Annotated in this window: 14 protein-coding genes; 10 read left to right on the top strand and 4 right to left on the bottom strand. The window is 68.5% G+C overall.

Annotation, left to right across the window (positions count from 1 at the left end):
* Positions 1-6 precede the first annotated feature (6 nt).
* The 5 genes from ABZ420_RS07770 (at position 7) to ABZ420_RS07750 (ending at position 5,137) form a co-directional block, all read left to right on the top strand.
* On the top strand, positions 7-696 hold the full coding sequence (locus ABZ420_RS07770; RefSeq protein ID WP_357118471.1) for an SDR family oxidoreductase: 690 nt from the start codon (positions 7-9) through the stop codon (positions 694-696).
* Positions 687-1,637: a glycosyltransferase family 9 protein gene (locus ABZ420_RS07765; protein ID WP_357118468.1), complete on the top strand. Its 951-nt coding sequence runs from the start codon at positions 687-689 to the stop codon at positions 1,635-1,637. Before ABZ420_RS07770 ends, ABZ420_RS07765 begins: the two co-directional genes overlap by 10 nt.
* Positions 1,630-2,946, top strand: a complete 1,317-nt coding sequence (locus ABZ420_RS07760; protein WP_357118464.1) for a UDP-glucose/GDP-mannose dehydrogenase family protein — start codon at positions 1,630-1,632, stop codon at positions 2,944-2,946. The genes ABZ420_RS07765 and ABZ420_RS07760 overlap by 8 nt, the downstream gene beginning before the upstream one ends.
* Before the next feature lie 636 nt (positions 2,947-3,582).
* Positions 3,583-3,894, top strand: coding sequence for a hypothetical protein (locus tag ABZ420_RS07755; RefSeq protein ID WP_357118461.1), 312 nt, complete (start codon positions 3,583-3,585; stop codon positions 3,892-3,894).
* A gap of 352 nt (positions 3,895-4,246) precedes the next feature.
* On the top strand, positions 4,247-5,137 hold the full coding sequence (locus tag ABZ420_RS07750) for a TIGR03619 family F420-dependent LLM class oxidoreductase (protein WP_357118458.1): 891 nt from the start codon (positions 4,247-4,249) through the stop codon (positions 5,135-5,137).
* Here ABZ420_RS07750 and ABZ420_RS07745 read toward each other — a convergent pair.
* Positions 5,094-5,273, bottom strand: coding sequence for a hypothetical protein (locus ABZ420_RS07745; protein WP_357118455.1), 180 nt, complete (start codon positions 5,271-5,273; stop codon positions 5,094-5,096). The two genes, ABZ420_RS07750 and ABZ420_RS07745, sit on opposite strands and share 44 nt — an antisense overlap.
* Positions 5,274-5,690: 417 nt before the next feature.
* On the opposite strand from ABZ420_RS07745, the gene ABZ420_RS07740 reads away from it, so the two are divergent.
* Together ABZ420_RS07740 and ABZ420_RS07735 are read left to right on the top strand one after the other, a co-directional pair.
* Entirely contained in the window at positions 5,691-6,617 is a 927-nt protein-coding gene (locus ABZ420_RS07740) for an alpha/beta hydrolase family protein (RefSeq protein WP_357118452.1), read from the top strand.
* A gap of 187 nt (positions 6,618-6,804) precedes the next feature.
* Complete coding sequence (locus ABZ420_RS07735) at positions 6,805-7,083, top strand: ANTAR domain-containing protein (RefSeq protein ID WP_357118449.1); 279 nt, start codon at positions 6,805-6,807, stop codon at positions 7,081-7,083.
* Positions 7,084-7,302: 219 nt separating this feature from the next.
* Here ABZ420_RS07735 and ABZ420_RS07730 read toward each other — a convergent pair whose 3' ends face one another.
* Together ABZ420_RS07730 and ABZ420_RS07725 are read right to left on the bottom strand one after the other, a co-directional pair.
* A complete protein-coding gene (locus ABZ420_RS07730) occupies positions 7,303-7,665 on the bottom strand; it encodes a hypothetical protein (RefSeq protein WP_357118445.1) in 363 nt (120 codons plus the stop codon).
* Complete coding sequence (locus tag ABZ420_RS07725) at positions 7,658-8,224, bottom strand: RNA polymerase sigma factor (protein WP_357118442.1); 567 nt, start codon at positions 8,222-8,224, stop codon at positions 7,658-7,660. The genes ABZ420_RS07730 and ABZ420_RS07725 overlap by 8 nt, the downstream gene beginning before the upstream one ends.
* Positions 8,225-8,480: 256 nt before the next feature.
* On the opposite strand from ABZ420_RS07725, the gene ABZ420_RS07720 reads away from it, so the two are divergent.
* Together ABZ420_RS07720 and ABZ420_RS07715 are read left to right on the top strand one after the other, a co-directional pair.
* On the top strand, positions 8,481-8,990 hold the full coding sequence (locus ABZ420_RS07720; RefSeq protein WP_357118439.1) for a hypothetical protein: 510 nt from the start codon (positions 8,481-8,483) through the stop codon (positions 8,988-8,990).
* A gap of 144 nt (positions 8,991-9,134) precedes the next feature.
* The gene (locus ABZ420_RS07715) at positions 9,135-11,846 is read left to right on the top strand and encodes an AAA family ATPase (protein WP_357118437.1); all 2,712 of its coding nucleotides are present in this window, start codon (positions 9,135-9,137) and stop codon (positions 11,844-11,846) included.
* Positions 11,847-12,163: 317 nt separating this feature from the next.
* Here ABZ420_RS07715 and ABZ420_RS07710 read toward each other — a convergent pair whose 3' ends face one another.
* Positions 12,164-13,786: an ABC-F family ATP-binding cassette domain-containing protein gene (locus ABZ420_RS07710; RefSeq protein ID WP_357118434.1), complete on the bottom strand. Its 1,623-nt coding sequence runs from the start codon at positions 13,784-13,786 to the stop codon at positions 12,164-12,166.
* A 477-nt stretch (positions 13,787-14,263) separates the two neighbouring features.
* On the opposite strand from ABZ420_RS07710, the gene ABZ420_RS07705 reads away from it, so the two are divergent.
* On the top strand, positions 14,264-15,574 hold the full coding sequence (locus ABZ420_RS07705; RefSeq protein ID WP_357118431.1) for a glycosyltransferase 87 family protein: 1,311 nt from the start codon (positions 14,264-14,266) through the stop codon (positions 15,572-15,574).
* The last annotated feature ends 547 nt before the right edge of the window (positions 15,575-16,121 follow it).

Raw genomic sequence — 16,121 nt, 5'->3', positions numbered from 1 at the left:
AGCGCGATGCGAACCCTCGGCAATGTCTTGATCACCGGTGGCGCTTCCGGGCTCGGCGCGGCGGTCACCGCCGCCGTCCGCGAGAACGGGGGCCGCCCCTATGTGATCGACCGGGTGGAGCCGGAGACCCCCGTCGACTTCGTGTGTGCCGATCTCGCCGACACCTTCGCCGCCGAACAAGCCGTGCGCGAACTCATCGAACGCGCCGGTGGCCGGATCGACGGCGTGTTCACCGCCGCGGGAATCGACGCGTGCGGGCCCCTGGACAAGGTGCCCACGAAGAAGTGGGAGTACGTGGTCCAGGTCAACCTGCTCGGCACCGCCGCCGTCATCCGCGCCGCCCTTCCGTCCCTGCGGGAGAGCCAGGGCACGGTGGTGACCTGCGCTTCCACCCTGGGAATCAAGGCCGTCGGTGACGCGACCGCTTATTGCGCCTCGAAATTCGGTGTCGTCGGCTTCACCCGGGCGCTCGCCGCCGAAACAGCAGGCAGCGTCGGGGTGACCTTGCTGATCCCGGGCGGAATGCACACCGCGTTCTTCGACGACCGCGACGAGCAGTACAAGCCGCCGCCCGACGCGAAACTCAACCGGCCCCGGGACGTCGCCGACGCGGTGATCTTCGCGCTGCGTCAGCCGCCGGGCTGCGAGGTCAGGGAGATGGTCGTGTGCGCCTCGGAAGAGGGATCGTGGCCCTGAGCCACTCCATTCTCGTGCTCCGCGCACTCGGGCTCGGTGACCTGCTCACCATCGTGCCCGCCCTGCGCGGGCTGAGAAAGGCCTACCCGGACGACCGGGTGGTACTGGCCGCGCCGGAAGCGCTCCGCGATCTGGTCGGTCTCATCGACGCGGTGGACGACCTGCTGCCGACCGCGGGACCGGGTGCGCTCCGATGGGACGGCGCGGCGCCGAAGCTGGCGGTGAATTTGCACGGCAGTGGGCCGGAGAGCATTCGGGACCTCCTGGCGGCACGTCCCGGCACTGTGCTGACCCACCACCATCCGGATTTCCCCGATCTCCCCGGCCCCGAGTGGCACGACGACATGCACGAGGTGGATCGCTGGTGCCGGCTGCTGCGATTCGGACGCATCGACGCCGATCCCACCGCCCTGCTGCTACCCGTGCCACCGGAGCCCGCCCCCGAGTCGAACGTGGTCGTGCTGCATCCCGGCGCGGCCTATCCCGCACGTCGCTGGCCGTCCGAACGCTTCGCCCGAGTGGCACGGGAACTCGGCGCCGACGGCCACCGCGTGGTGATCACCGGTACGTGCGGCGAGATCCCGTTGGCGAACGCCGTCGCCGAACAAGCCGGACTACCACCCTCGGCGGTGTACGCGGGACGCACCGGCCTCGCCCAACTCGCCGCGCTGGTGGCCGGCGCGGCGCTGGTCGTGTGCGGCGACACCGGCGTAGGGCATCTCGCCACCGCCTTCGGCACCCCGTCGGTGCTGCTGTTCGGCCCCACGCCGCCGCACCGCTGGGGACCGCCCGCCGACGCGAAACACCATGTGCCGCTGTGGGCCGGGGCCGTGGGCGATCCGCATTCCGACCATCCGGATCCCGGGCTGCTCATGCTGCGACCCGAGCATGTGCTCACCGCCGCGGCCGGGCTGCTCGGCGAGAAGGTGCGCCATGGGTAGTCGCGTCGGTGTGGTGGGTGCCGGTTACGTGGGGCTCACCAGTGCCGCCTGCCTCGCCCATTGGGGACACCATGTGGTCTGTGTCGACAACGACCGGGCCAAAATCGCGGAACTTCGCGCGGGCACCGTCTCTATCGCCGAGCCGGGCTTGCCGGAAATGGTCCGGGAAGGACTTTCGGAGAACCGACTCGTCTTCACGCCGAACCCCGGCGAGTTGCACCGATGCGAAGTGGTTCTGCTGTGCCTGCCCACGCCGATGGGGACCAGCGGAACGGCCGACCTGGGTGTGATCGAGGAGGCGCTCGAGACGTTGTCCACCGTCCTGTCGCCGGACTGCGTGCTGGTCACCAAGTCCACCGTCCCGGTGGGGACGGCCGCGCGGATCCCCGACCGGCCCGGTCTCGCGGGCACGCCGGTCGTCAGCAACCCCGAATTCCTCCGGGAGGGCCACGCGGTCGAGGACTTCCTGCGCCCCGGCCGCGTCCTCGTCGGTGCGGCCGACGACGACCGGGAAGCGGCCGACCGCGTCGCGGCACTGTACGCCGCAACGGGCGCGCCGGTGCTGCGATCGGACCCGGCCAGCGCGGAACTGGCCAAGTACGCCAGCAACGCCTTCCTCGCGGTCAAACTCTCGTTCGTGAACACCTTGGCCGAGCTGTGCGAACGGGTCGGCGCCGACATCACGAAGGTCACCGACGCGATGGGAATGGACGACCGGATCGGTCCGGCCTTCCTCGCGCCGGGCCCCGGTTGGGGCGGATCGTGCCTGCCCAAGGACACGCACGCGCTCCTGCGGGCCGCGGAGGCATCCGGGGTGGATTTCGCCATGGTGCGTGATGCCCTGCGCGCCAACGACCGTCAGCAGGCGATGGTGCTGCGTAAGATCCGCCGCGCGGTCACCGGCGCGGTCGACGGCTCGCTGTCGGGGACGCGGATCGGCGTGCTCGGCCTCGCGTTCAAAGCCGGGACGGGAGACCTGCGCGACTCCCCCGCCCTCGCGATCGCACGGCAGCTCGCGAGGCACGACGCCACGGTCACCGCCTACGATCCGTGTGTCCCGGCGGGCACCCCAGGCCTCGACGGCGTTCGGGTGGTGGACGACCCGTATCTGGTGGCCAAGGACGCCGGTGCGCTCGTAATCCTCACCGAGTGGCCCGAGCTCCGTTCGCTCGACTGGGCGAAATTCGCGACCGTCGTCGACCGGCCCGTCGTCGTGGACACCCGCAACCTGCTCGACGAGCACCTGCTGAGCGGCACCGGCTTCACCTTGCTCGGCACCGGCGTTTCTCTCCGAGGCCCACGGATCTGAACGGCGCGCCGGCACGCCGCTCCTGCGACCCGTACCGCCACAGCTCCGGCACACCTGCTGCGGCACTGGGCCGTGGACGCAATGGACGCGGCCATCCGCGCGCTGATTGCGTCCTATCACACGGCCTCGACGTGACACAGAGGAACATGCCGAGACGCTCGCGGTCGCCCCGTCAGCCGCGACAGGCTGATCGGGGTGCGGCGTGGCCCATGCCCGGGGCCGTACGCTCCGCCCCCGTCCGAAATCCGGCCCGATCCGGCCGGTGCCTCCCCGCGCCGGATATCGGTTCGGTAACCGTCGTGGGGTCCGAGGGCTGCCAGATAGCCGGCACGCCCGCAGGCCGGGACGAAGCTTCCCCCACGCTCACGCCCCCTTTTCGAAGCCATGTCACGATTCGATCACGCGCGACCACTCCTGGTCGTAAGAAAAAACAGGCCTTTTCTCGTTCTGGCATTACCGCCACACTGTCGGTAACCGATAGTTAGCCTCATGAACGTCGTAGAGCGGCTGTAGTGCCCGCCTCACGCGACGACTCGGCCGCCGGTGACGGCGATCGAGCGTCCTGTTCCATACCGAATCGCTACCTCGGTCGATCGGAGCGTCGGCCCGGAGAACGTTATGGCTATCCCAGCGTCCATGCCCAGCCCATTCGATGCGGCCGGTAGCGGCGGCCCCCCTGCCGCCCGATCGAGCCGCGGCGCCACCGCGGACCCGGCGCGGTCCGCACGCGGCTTCGACGAGCAACTCGCGCCGCTGAGAATCCCGGCGCTGGTCCTGGGCGCCCTGATGATCTGCCTGGGCCTCGTGGCGCTGCTGCCGTTGCGGGCATGGTTGCACGACTACGGCGCATGGCTGGTGATCGCCGCCTACGTGCAGTACTTGGGCGTTGCGGCGACCTTGGAGATCTGGGGTCTGCGCATGACCGCGAAAGGCGGCCGCGCCAGGTGATATGCGGCGAGGCGAGCACGTCATGTGAGGGCGCGTACCGCAGAGAGGCCTGACCACGTTGGTCACCGGCGAGGGGATCGGCGGTTCCGGCCCGAGGTTCCGTCTTCGACTGCGACCGGATCGTTCGAGCGGCGCCCGGACGACGGGCTTCACGATGGCTCGGTCTGCATCGGCGACGACGATGCCACCGCACCGGGACTTGCCTTGACATCGGCGGCAAGGTTTACCGTTGCGACGCCGGGGTGGTGCGGAGGTCGCCGGTACCAGGGTGCGACCGCATGCAACCGCTCCGCTCTCCGTCCGAAGGTCTCTACCGATAGATCCGCGCCGACGCGCGCGCAAAGGATTGTCTGTGAAATTCGCGATCAGTTACAGCACGCCGTTCAACGGAACCGATCCCGACCGGCTCGTCACGTTTGCCCAGCATGCCGAGAGGTGCGGATTCGAGGCGCTGTATCTACAGGATCACATCGCGCTGTATCCCGGTGCGTCTTACGGGGCCGGAGAACTGCCGCCGGAATCGCCCTACTTCGATCCGCTCGATTGTCTGAGCTTCGTCGCCGCGGCCACGCGACGGCTGCTGCTGGGCACCGGTGTCCTGTTGCTGCCCTACCGCCACCCGGTGGTGCTGGCCAAACGCTTGGCCACCATCGACGTCTTGTCCGCAGGACGCATGCGGCTGCTCACCGTCGGACTCGGCGCCCTGCCGGGCGAGGCGCGGGCGATGGGAGTGGACTTCCACACCCGCGGTCGCCGCGCCGACGAGGCGATCGACGTGCTGCGGCTGCTGTGGTCGGGCGGCCCCGAGGGCGTCGACTATCACGGTGAGTTCTACGCCTTCGACAAGCTCTGCAGCTACCCCAAACCACTGGGGACAACCGAGCTTCCGATCCATGTGGGCGGGTCAAGCCGAGCTGCCGCACGCCGCGCCGGTCGACGGGGCGACGGCTACTTCGCGGGTGGCATGCTCGACGACACCGAGCGTGATCTGCAAATCGAACTGGCACGCAAGGCGGCCGCCGAAGCGGGCCGTGACCCGGCCGCTCTCGAGTACACCCGCTGGGGCTCGGCCGATCTGTCGGTCGAACAGGTCCGGCAACTCGAAGATCGAGGAGTGACGCGGATCGTCGTCAACCTGGTCCCGGGGACGGCCGATGAACAGCACGACCGAATGTCGGAATTCGCCGAACGATTCGATCTCACGAGGGGTTGGATCGAGAGTTGCGCATCCGCGATGCGATGACCCGGGCGAGGAAGAACGGCGCTTTGACGTCGACCGCGTAGACGCGGCCGAGCAGGTCCTCGTCGGCGGTGACCGTGGTCGACGGCGGGATAGATTCCCTGGATGAGGCGACCCGACCGAGATCGGCCGCTGACACGCCGCATACCTGATCGGTGCCGCAGGCCGGGCCGCGAAGCGGACATTCCAGCTACCATCTGGCAAATGTACGTACAGCGCTGGTTCCCGGCCGGTGATCCGCATCCCTCGACCTGGTCCGCAGCGGCCCGGAGCAGGCAGGCCACCCCCGTCACCCGGACAAGTCGTCAGGACCGGTTTTCCCAGACCTGACAAGTTCGGCGCTCCGGAGCCGCTGCGGCGCGACCTAGGATGATCTTCCCGATCCCGAGCACGGTGGGCCGCGAACGCGGAGGGAACGACATGCTCTCGACGACGAACGAATCGGAATCCTTCGGTCATCGAACCGGAAGAAAGAGGAGGGATGCGGGTGGGCTCGGCAGAGCGATCTGGGAAGCAGCGGGTTGTTCGTGGTCGGCTGAGAAAGACCGGCGCTGTCATGGCGACAGCCGTGCTCATGTCATCGATCGGGGCGACCGTGGCTACAGCCGCGCCGATCCACGCACCGATAGCGCGCGCGCCGGTGGGCGGATACACGGAGCTATCCGTGCCATCCAGCATGGGGCCGATCAAAGTCCAGGTCCAGTGGGCGGCCCGCGGCGGGAGCGCGGCGCTCTATGTGCTCGACGGTCTGCGTGCCCCCGCCGATCACAGTCAGTGGACGACCGATACCGACGCCCTGCGCCAGTTCGCGGACGACAACGTCACAGTGGTGTTCCCGGTCGGTGGCCACTCGAGCTTCTACACCGACTGGTACCGATCCAGTAGCACCAACGGTCAAGCGGCGACGTACAAGTGGGAAACCTTCCTCACCAAGGAACTGCCTGCCTATTTGCAGGGATACGGCGTGTCGCGCACCAACAACGCCATCGTCGGCGCCTCCATGGGCGGCAACGCCGCGCTGACGCTGGCCGCCTACCACCGCAATCAGTTCAAGTTCGCCGGATCCTTCTCCGGATTCCTGCACCCGACATTCCCGCTCTGGAGCGAAGCGATGCGCGCCGCCATGTGGGATGAGGGCAACTTCAACGTCGACGACATGTGGGGTCCGGCCGGGGACCCCGCCTGGAGCCGCAACGACGCCACCGAACAGGCGGAATTGCTGCGCGGACTGCCGATCTACGTCTCGAGCGGCAACGGCCTGCCCGGCCCGCTCGATGTGCCGTTCGGATTCGGGAACACCGTCAACGCGATGGGGCTCGAGACGATGACGATCACTTCCGCCCAGATGTTCCGCGATCGGCTCGCGGAACTCGGCATCACCGCCCGCATCGACATCATCGATGGAACGCATACCTGGCCCTACTGGCAGCAAGCGCTCGCGACGGCGCGTCCGATGATCCTCGATACGCTCGGCGCGCACTGAAGGCAGCGGTCATGGGGTCGGGCAGCGGGACAACGGTCCAGCCTTCGCGGTATAGCGGGGCTCGAAGACGCGATCAGGGTGCCACCGCCGCCGGAGCATCGCAAGGGCGGGGTGCGCTACCCGATTCACCGGCGCACCGGGGCCGTTTCGATGCCGGAAGACGGGGTAGATGCCGGGAGTGGGAAACATGCCGCCTGACGGGGTCGATGAGGCAGTGGTCGCCGCCGCGCGACAGGTGATCGAGCAGGCGAAGGGTGCGGTGATGCTGGTCTACAGCGTCGACGCCGACCACGCCTTCGAGGTCCTGCGAACCGCCTCCCAGGACACCAACATCAAACTCCGCGACATCGCGGCCGCGGTGGTCGAGGAACTCCCCGAGATCGGCGCACCTCGAGGCATGGAAGCGCTACGAGAATCCTTGGATCGCGTGCTGTTCAGAGCCACCACCCACCAGCCGCACCACTGACAACCGTCCACGGCCCGTCGGAGGTCGGTAGCCGCCGAAGCCAGCCCGGCCCGGCTCAGGAAACGGGATGTGACGACTCGAACCAGCGGGCGCTGCCGCCGGGCAGGGGGAAAGTGCTTGGTCCGGCGGCAGCGCGTATCCGACAGCGGGTACCGGCCACCCCCAGTGGTGACCAAAACATCTGTACCCGACTGTTATTCGTCACAGCAGCGCCCAGCGTTACATGACGGCGCCATCTTCTGAGTGTGACGCTCGTCGCACATTGCCGCCGACTGCTGTCACCACATGATCAGTTGCCCGCGCGCCGTGTCCGGGCCGCAGGTGCTCTGCACCGGTCAGGCGACACCGACCGTCGACGCACGAACGTTGCAGCCTGCCGCGCGAGATGGTTTGCATCAGCCCGATCGCCCAGCAGGTCGGGCACCCGCGCAGTGCGAGCAGACCCACCGGTGCCAGCAGCAAGCCGAACATCCCGAATGCCGGCAGCAACGCGATCGCGCCGATCAGCGCGCCGAATCCCACGACGCCGCGTACCAGATGCCGAGGCACCGAGGCGCTGGCGAAGTTCTGCTCGTCAGTCATTCTGTCCGCTCCTTTCCGGAGTTGGGTGCGGTGTATTCCGCAGCTGGTGCTGCACCGTTGCCCGGGCACGGTGCAGCCGTGACTTCATCGCCGCCACACTCAAGCCGAGCATGCCCGCGACCATCCGGCCGCTGTACCCCTGAACGTCTCGCATGATCAGCACCCGCCGCTGGTCGGCGGGCAGCGCAGCGATCACCGCCGCCACTCGGGCGGCCTCGAGTCGCTGCACGGCCTCGTCCTCGGCCGAGGCCACGAAGGAATCGGGCATCGGCTCGAATTGCCTTGTCACCATGCGCCACTGCCGTACGCACTCGTTACGGACGATGCGGAACATCCACGACGCCAGCGCACCGGAGGCCCGCAACGTCCCGATCTTGCGATAGAGGATGATCAGCGCTTCTTGTGCGGCGTCCTCCGCGTCTTCGGCGGAGGCGCACAATGTGTGAGCGAACCGGCGCACATGCGGGTACGAGCCGGATACCAGTGCGGCGATCGCCGCGGAGTCGCCTTCGCGCGCCGCGGCGATCAAACGCTCGTCCGGCCAGGTGTGGTCAGTCACGCGAGCGGCTCCAGCGGCGGAGCACGGTAACGCTGCACCAGCCCACCAGCACGGTCACCACTGCGATGGCGGCAATGATCACGACAACCTCCTCGATTCGCGCCGACCGGGTTGCCGGCACACATATGAGAGGGCCGGACATCACCAAAGGATTCACTCGAATGTCAGCACAGCCGATGCGGCAGTTTCGAGCAACTGCCGGGAGTTGCCCCCGACCTGTTGCCGCCACGCCGCTGCGGTACGCAGAATTGTCGCCGTGGCCGGTGGTTCGACTCGACCGTTGTTGTTCTTGGACGTCGATGGGACATTGCTCCCCTACGGCACCGCCGTTCCAAAGGTGAGCGAGGTGGACTGGTCGGCATGGCAGCAGCCATCGAATCCGCTCCTGTCCGGGCTGACCCGACGCCTCGGCGACCGACTGATTGCACTGGACTGTGAGCTGAGGTGGGCCACCGGCTGGGGCGAGGACGCCAACCGCGTGCTCGCGCCGATCCTCGGTCTGCCGCAGTTGCCGGTGGTGGCGTTGCCCGACTATCCCGGCGGCGACTATTTCGACGACGAGTTGCACTGGAAGACCAGAGCTGTGGTCACCTCGGCCGCCGGACGCTCGTTCATCTGGATCGATGACGAGATCAGGGAGCAGGATTCGGCCTGGGTCTGCGGCAACCACCACGGCCGCGCCCTGCTGCATCTTGTCGACGGCGTTCTGGGTCTGCTCGATACCGACTTCACAGCGCTCACCGATTGGCTACGGACCTCACCGTAGCTGTACGGGGTGATCGACCACCGCAGGCGAGTCATCCCGGCCACCACATGGCACCATCCGCTTCGCGGCTCGGGTTCACCCGCGTGGGTAGGGTCTCGGCAAGGCCCGCATCCGGCGGGCGACCCGGAGAAGGAGTGCCGCGTCATGCCGCTGTTCGGCCGAGACACCGAGCTGAAGGACCTGCGCGCACTCGTCGACGGTCCCGCCGAACGCAGCGGTATCCTCCTCCGAGGGGAGGCCGGCATCGGAAAGTCGGCGCTCGTGGACGAGACGGTCGCCGCCGCGGCCATCGCGGGGCTGCGGGTGCTGCGGACCGCGGGCGTCGAAGCCGAACAGAACTACGCCTACGCCGGATTGCACCGCCTGCTGTACCCGCTGCGCCACGGGTTCGACGCCTTGCCCCCACGTCAATACGAGGCGCTGACAACCGCATTGGGCCTGTCGGACTCCAACGCGGAGCCGAGCACCTACCTGGTCGGGCTCGCCGCGCTGACGCTGCTGGCCGACGCGGCGGGCGAGCGGCCGCTGCTGATCGTCGCCGAAGACGTGCACTGGCTGGATCACGCCGGCGTCGAGGTCCTCGCCTTCGTCGCCCGCCGCATCGACAGCGAACCGATCGCCATGATCGCCACGCTCCGCGACGGCTACCACTCACCGCTCGCCGACGCGGAACTGACTCTCACGCCACTCGGGCCGTTGCCCGACGATCATGCGGCGGCACTGCTCGACCACGCCGCACCCGAGCTGTCCGTGCCGACCCGTCGGCGGCTGCTGGCCGCGGCCCACGGCAACCCGCTCGCGCTCACCGAGCTACCCACGGTGGCCGGTGACCTCGAGGAACCCGCCCCGGCCCTGCCGCTGACCGAACGGCTCGAACGCGCTTTCACCGCGCGCGGCGCGGCACTCCCCGCGCCGACCCGATCCGCGTTACTCGTCGCCGCGCTCAACGACAGCGACTCCATCACGGAAATGCTCAGCGCCACAAGCATTCTGCTCGGATCCACGGCCGAGCCCGAAATTCTCACGCCCGCGGTCGAGGCCCGGCTGATCGAACTCGGCACCGCCACGATGACCTTCCGGCACCCGCTGATGCGATCGGCCATCGCCGCCACGGCGACGGCCGACGAACGCCGGCGCGCGCACCACGCGCTCGCCGACATGATCGAACGGCCGGACCGGCGCGCCTGGCAGCGCGCCGCGGCCACGGTGGGTCCGGACGAACAGGTCGCCCTCGCACTCGAAGACGTCGCCGAACGCGCCCGCCACCGCACCGGCGCGATCGCGGCGCTGGAGCGGGCTGCCGCCCTGACCGGCCACCCCGACCGGCAAGCGGACCGTCTGCTGCGCGCGGCCGAACTCGCCGTCGACTCCGGCCGCCGCGCCACCGCCGAACGACTCGTCCACGCCGCACGCGCACTCCCTATGACACCCCGCCACCACGCCACCGCATCCTGGTTGCTCAGCGGATTCGACGACGGAGTACGCGAACATCCCTCGCGCATCGCCGAGTTGGCGGCGCTGGCAGCAGCCGTCGCCGCCGAAGGCCACGCCGACGCGGCGATGCGGATTCTGTGGGGTGCGGCCATGCGGTGCTTCTGGTCCGAACCCGGCCTCGCCACCCGTCGCGCGCTCCTCGCCGTCGCCGACGAACTCCCCATCCCCGAGGACGACCCGCGATTGGTCGCCGTCGCCGCGTATGTGGCCCCCTTCGAACGCGGCGAACGCGTTCACCACCACCTGCGCGCACTGGCCTCCGGCCTCGGCCGCGACCCCGAGACCGATCGTTTCCTGGGCAGCGCGGCCCTCCAGGTCGGCGCCTTCGACCTCGCCGCCCACTTCTCCACCGCGGCCGCACCCGGCCTGCGCGCCGCGGGCAAACTGGGACTGCTGCCACGCGCGCTCACGGTGCGGGCCTGGAGCCTGACCAGGCTCGGCGACCTCGCCACCGCGGCGCCCGTCGCGGCCGAAGCCGCGACCTTCGCCCGCGAGACCGGGCAACCCTTCATGCACGGACTGGCCGTCGCCGTGCAAGCCGAGATCGCCGCACTGCACGGGGATTATCCGCACGCCGCTGCCCTCGGCGCGGACGCCGAACGGATCGGCCGGGCCTCGGGCGCACGGCCGGTACTGGCCACCGTCCAGCTCGCTCGCGGGATCGCAGCCCTCGGTGAGGGACGGTTCGACGACGCCTTCGCCGATCTCCGCCGGATGCACGACCCCGGCGATCCGTCGCACTCGCCGGCCCTGCGCGCGTATTTTCTTGCCGAACTCACCGATGCCGCGATCCGGGCCGGGCAGGCCGACGCCCTGCGGGAGCTGCTGCGCGAACTGGAACCCGCGGCTGCGTCCACACCCGCGCCCGCCCTGCACATCGGATTGCGCTACGCACAGGCCCTGCTCGCGACCGAAACCGCCGAAGAGCATTTCACCGGTGCGCTGGCGGCGGACCTGAGCGGCTGGCCTGCCGAACGCGCGCGACTGCACCTTTCCTACGGTGAATGGCTGCGGCGGCAACGCCGGGTTGTCGAATCCCGGACCCATTTGCGCACGGCCAGAGAGACATTCGACGCTCTCGGGTTCGCCGCCTGGAGCGAACGCGCGCGCCTCGAACTGCGCGGCGCCGGCGAATCGAGCCCCAACCGGAGCCCGGACGCCCGCGAGCAACTCACCCCGCACGAGCTGAGCATCGCGCGCTTGGCGGCTCAGGGCCTGACCAATCGCGAGATCGGGCAGCGGCTGTACCTGTCGCACCGCACCGTCAGCACCCACCTGCACCGGATCTTCCCCAAGCTCGGCGTCAGCTCACGAACCGATCTCGCCGGACTCCTACCGGCCGGAGACGACGCCACCGCATAACGCGCCTCACCGGAGCCCACCATCTCGGTACCCGCCATCACCATCGCCGGCGACCTCGACGGAGCGGCCAGAGACGGAAACCCCACCGGGACACGTTCTTCGGCAGATACGAGCACCGAGTCCTCGACGGCAACGGCCACAACGTCCCGCGGGAAGCGCCGCACCCGTTCGTCCAGGCGATCATCGACGCCGCCCACCTGTGATCAGCGCCTCGGCGCAGAGGCAGTGGCGAATGCCGGTGCCGCGGCGGCCACCATGCAGGTCCGCCCAATGGGTGGTGCGGAACGCGTATCGCGCATGGTGGCCGCGCCGGTTCGTCAGTGGCCGAGTTCCTCGAGCGTGCCGTGCCGCCGCAGATGGCCGTCCGTTCCGAGTTCGACGATGGTGTCGATGCCGATTCGCGCCAGGAACGGATGGTCGTGACTGACGACGATGACCGCGCCCCGGTAACCGGCGAGCGCCTCGATAAGCTGCTCGACGCTGGCGATGTCGAGGTTGTTGGTGGGCTCGTCGAGAATCAGCAATTGGGCGGGTGGGTCGGCGAGCAGCAGCCGGGCCAGCGAGACGCGGAAGCGTTCACCACCCGAAAGCGTCGACACCGGCCGGTCCGCGCTGTCACCACGCAGCAGCAGCCGGGCCAGCTGATTGCGGATGGTGGCCGGTGGGGTGGTGGTGGCGACGGCGTGCACATTGTCCACCGCGCCGGCGTCCTCGACGAGTCCGTCCAGGCGTTGCGGCAGGTAGCCGACGCGGTCGGTGAACAGGGCGCCCGCCACGTGTCCTGGCGTGTGAGGCCTGATGCCCAGCAGGTTCTCGATCAATGTCGATTTCCCGGCGCCGTTGGGTCCTACCAGCGCGACCCGCTCGGGGCCCTGGATGACGAGGGTATGGTCGCCGTCGCGTAGTTCGGCGATGCGCCTGCCGCGTGGCACATCCGGGTCGGGCAGGTCCAGGTGGATGTGTTCCTCGCGCCGTACGCGAGACGCGGCGTCATCGAGAAGTTGCTGAGCGGTCCGGACTTTCGCGTCGAGACCGGTGCGCATCGCGCCCGCCGAGGCCTGTGCTCTACTGGCGCGGTTGCCGGCCAGGATGCGCGGGATGCCGCCGTGCTGCTGCGTCGCCCGTGCGGTGCGCTCGCGGCGCGCGAGTTTGGTCTCGGCTTCGATCCGCTGCCGTTTTTCGGTCTTCAGTGCCTGTTCGGCGGTCCGGGCCGCCTGCACGGCCGCGGACTGTCGCTGTTCGAGGTGTTGTTTCCAAGCACTGTAGGGGCCACCGAACACTTCCATCGCCGCCGCGTGCAGTTCGGCGGTGCTGTCCATGCGTTCGAGCAATTCGAGGTCGTGGCTGACCACGACGAGGGTCCCCGGCCAAGTGTCGACGAACGCGCCCAGTTGCGCGCGCGTGGCCCGGTCCAGATTGTTCGTCGGCTCGTCGAGCAGCGTGATCGGAGTGCGGCGGATCCGCAGCCCGGTGACCGCCGCGAGCACGGCTTGCCCGCCGGAGATCTCGTCGACACGCCGGTCGAGATCCGCTGCGGTGAAGCCGATCTCGTGCAGCGCCTCGTCCGCGCGCGCTTCGATGTCCCAGTCGTCGCCCACCGCCTCGAAGTGCCGTTCGTCGGTGTCTCCGGATTCGATCGCGCGTAATGCGGCGAGCGTGCCCGCGATGCCGAGCAGTTCGGCGAGGGTGGTGCCGTGGCCGAGGGTCAGCGTCTGGGGTAGGTAGCCGACTTCGCCCGCGACCTCGATGTGGCCCGAGGTGGGCGTCAGGATCCCCGCGATCAGGCGCAGCAGGGTGGACTTGCCTGCGCCGTTGCGGCCGACGAGTCCCGTTCGTCCGGCGCCGAAGACGCCGTTGAGCCGCGCTAGCGCGACGCTGCCGTCGGGCCATTCGAACGACAGATCGTGCAGCGTGATCGGCGAATGCGTAGATGTAGGCATGTGTGGTTCTCCTTGTGCCCGTGAGGGATGCTTTGCGTTTCGAAGCCCGGTTGCGGACTGCGCACGCGGCAGCGGGCAGCGACGATCACCGTGGAACTTTCGGAGACGTCAGGCCCGCGGACGATTACCGCGCGATGAGATCTTCGAAGGCTGAAGCGACGGGCACCGTGCGCCGAAGCCGATTCCACGACCTATCGACGACATGGTGAGGGTGCGCACAAGGGTGTCCGCGCGATACGCAAACGCGCGACTCGGCGGTTCATCGGAGTGATGAACGCCCGACCCGGAGACGCCGCCTTCGAACAGGCGGCTACAGTCTGTCGACCTCGATGAGCACGCGGCCACCTTATCACCGGCGCGCACGCCTGTACCTGCCGGTCGCGGATACTCTGACCCGGTGCCCATTTCGTTCGACACCGGTCGGACGCCGTAGGTCGAATGTATCCAGCCATCTCGAGGGGAAGATGTGGGGGCGCGATGACGCGGAGTGCGGACTCGACCGGCGCGACGGTCTCCACCGGATGGGCGATCTTCGCGCTCGCCGCGGGCATCGCGGCGCTGCTGGCGCAGGCCGCTCTGGTGCCGTTCACCGCCGCGCCGCAATTCGGCTTGCTGGTCAACCACGGTGATTTGGCGATCTACCGCAATGCCGCCCGCGCGGTGCTCGATTCGCAGGCGCTCTACTCCGCGCCGATTCCACCAGGGGGTTGGTTCACCTACCCGCCGTTCGCAGCCTTGTGTTTCGTTCCGCTCGCGATCGTGTCGTTCGGCGTCGCGAAAGTCGCCTGGTTCGCGATGTCCTGGGTTGCTTTGTGGGCCACGATCTGGCGATGCTGGCGAGTGCTCGGTTACCGCGGCGATGCGCGCCTGGCACTGCTGTGTCTCGGACTGGGGTTGGTCGCGGTCGACATCGAAGCGGTACGAGGCACGCTGTGGCAGGGGCAGATCAACCTGCTGCTGATGGCGGTCCTGGTCTGGGACCTCACCCGTCCGGCCTCGGCGCGGCTGCGTGGTTTCTCGGTCGGCCTTGTCGCCGGGATCAAGCTGACCGCGATCGTGTTCCTGCCGTATCTGCTGCTCACACGGCAGTGGCGCGCCGTGGCCACCGCGGTGGCCACCGGCTCGGCCACCGTGGTCGCGGCCTGGCTGATCCTGCCGGGCGACGCCTGGATGTTCTGGCGCGATGCCGCCGGCGACGTCGACCGCATCGGTCCGGTCACCCACCCGGGAAATCAGTCGATCAACGGCGTGCTGTCGAACCTGTGGGCACCGCAGCTCGCACCGGACTGGCTCTGGGCGACATGCGTCGCCGGCGCCGCGGGTTTCGGCTATGCCGCCGCGGTCCGCGCCCACCGGACCCGAAGGCCGCTGCTCGGGGTGGTCGTGACCGGGTTGATCGGATGTGTCGTTCCGCCGCTGGCTTGGGGCCACCACTGGGTGTGGTACGTGCCGTTGCTGATCGTCTTGCTGCACTCCACCGCGCGGGTGAACACGTGCCGCATGCTCCGGATCACCGCGGCGACAGTTACGTTCGCGGCGTCCTCGATGTGGCTGACCAGTTGGCTCTACGCCGAAATCAAGACCCTCGGCATGACCGGGGCACCCAGCTACGTCCCCGCCATGACCGCCGCGAGCGAACAGATGCCCCCCACGGTCCGAGCCATCGTCTGCGGCGTCCCTGTCGCGGTCTACCTCGCCGTGGTCACCGCGATCCTCACCCGGACACCGACCGGACAGCGAAAACACGACCCTGCCGCCGAAGTACCCGAGGTCCCCGCGCACAGTTGAGGCGACCACCATCGCGGTGACGCCCGAAAGTGTCGTTGTATCAGACACCTGCGCAAGGATTTTGCTCGAAACGGTGCTCACCGGAGATCGATCCGGCCGAGACCGAAGTCCCCCAGGAACACGAATTCGTCGTTCGCCCCGAGAATCGTCGATCAGCGTCAGCGGGTGATGCGTCGACGAATTCGAGGACATACGCGGCGCGATACCTCTTTCGAGGTATCCGACAGGCCGAGTTATCGCGGCAGAACCGCTCGCAGCACAATGTTCCGAAATTTCTTGATGGTTCGAGTTAGGTTCCATCTTTCGCAGCGAAGCCGTATGTTTCAGCACCCGTAGGCATTTCAGACCCGCGTGATGTCGCCTTCGCCGAATAACATCGAGTGACGAAGACCCGCCAGATCGTCCGCCGCGTGCACACGGGCATAGATGTGGTAGCTCTTCGGCTCGTCCGGTGGGTATGCGCTGCTCGAACCCGGGTCCGATGGGATAGCTCGGTAGTACGGACGATGCCCGACCGGGCCGATCTCACCCTCACGCCTCGGCGATG

Origin of the sequence: Nocardia sp. NPDC005745, from assembly GCF_040630775.1 — a bacterium.
Classification (GTDB): Bacteria; Actinomycetota; Actinomycetes; order Mycobacteriales; family Mycobacteriaceae; genus Nocardia.
This window is presented reverse-complemented; position numbering and strand designations above follow the sequence as displayed.

Excerpts from the sequence above, each read along its gene's own strand:
- ABZ420_RS07740 (WP_357118452.1), top strand. The coding sequence starts at position 5,691 with ATGGCGACAGCCGTGCTCATGTCATCGATCGGGGCGACCGTGGCTACA.
- ABZ420_RS07755 (WP_357118461.1), top strand. The coding sequence starts at position 3,583 with ATGCCCAGCCCATTCGATGCGGCCGGTAGCGGCGGCCCCCCTGCCGCC.
- ABZ420_RS07770 (WP_357118471.1), top strand. The coding sequence starts at position 7 with ATGCGAACCCTCGGCAATGTCTTGATCACCGGTGGCGCTTCCGGGCTC.
- ABZ420_RS07760 (WP_357118464.1), top strand. The coding sequence starts at position 1,630 with ATGGGTAGTCGCGTCGGTGTGGTGGGTGCCGGTTACGTGGGGCTCACC.
- ABZ420_RS07735 (WP_357118449.1), top strand. The coding sequence starts at position 6,805 with ATGCCGCCTGACGGGGTCGATGAGGCAGTGGTCGCCGCCGCGCGACAG.
- ABZ420_RS07730 (WP_357118445.1), bottom strand. The coding sequence starts at position 7,665 with ATGACTGACGAGCAGAACTTCGCCAGCGCCTCGGTGCCTCGGCATCTG.
- ABZ420_RS07715 (WP_357118437.1), top strand. The coding sequence starts at position 9,135 with ATGCCGCTGTTCGGCCGAGACACCGAGCTGAAGGACCTGCGCGCACTC.
- ABZ420_RS07710 (WP_357118434.1), bottom strand. The coding sequence starts at position 13,786 with ATGCCTACATCTACGCATTCGCCGATCACGCTGCACGATCTGTCGTTC.
- ABZ420_RS07705 (WP_357118431.1), top strand. The coding sequence starts at position 14,264 with ATGACGCGGAGTGCGGACTCGACCGGCGCGACGGTCTCCACCGGATGG.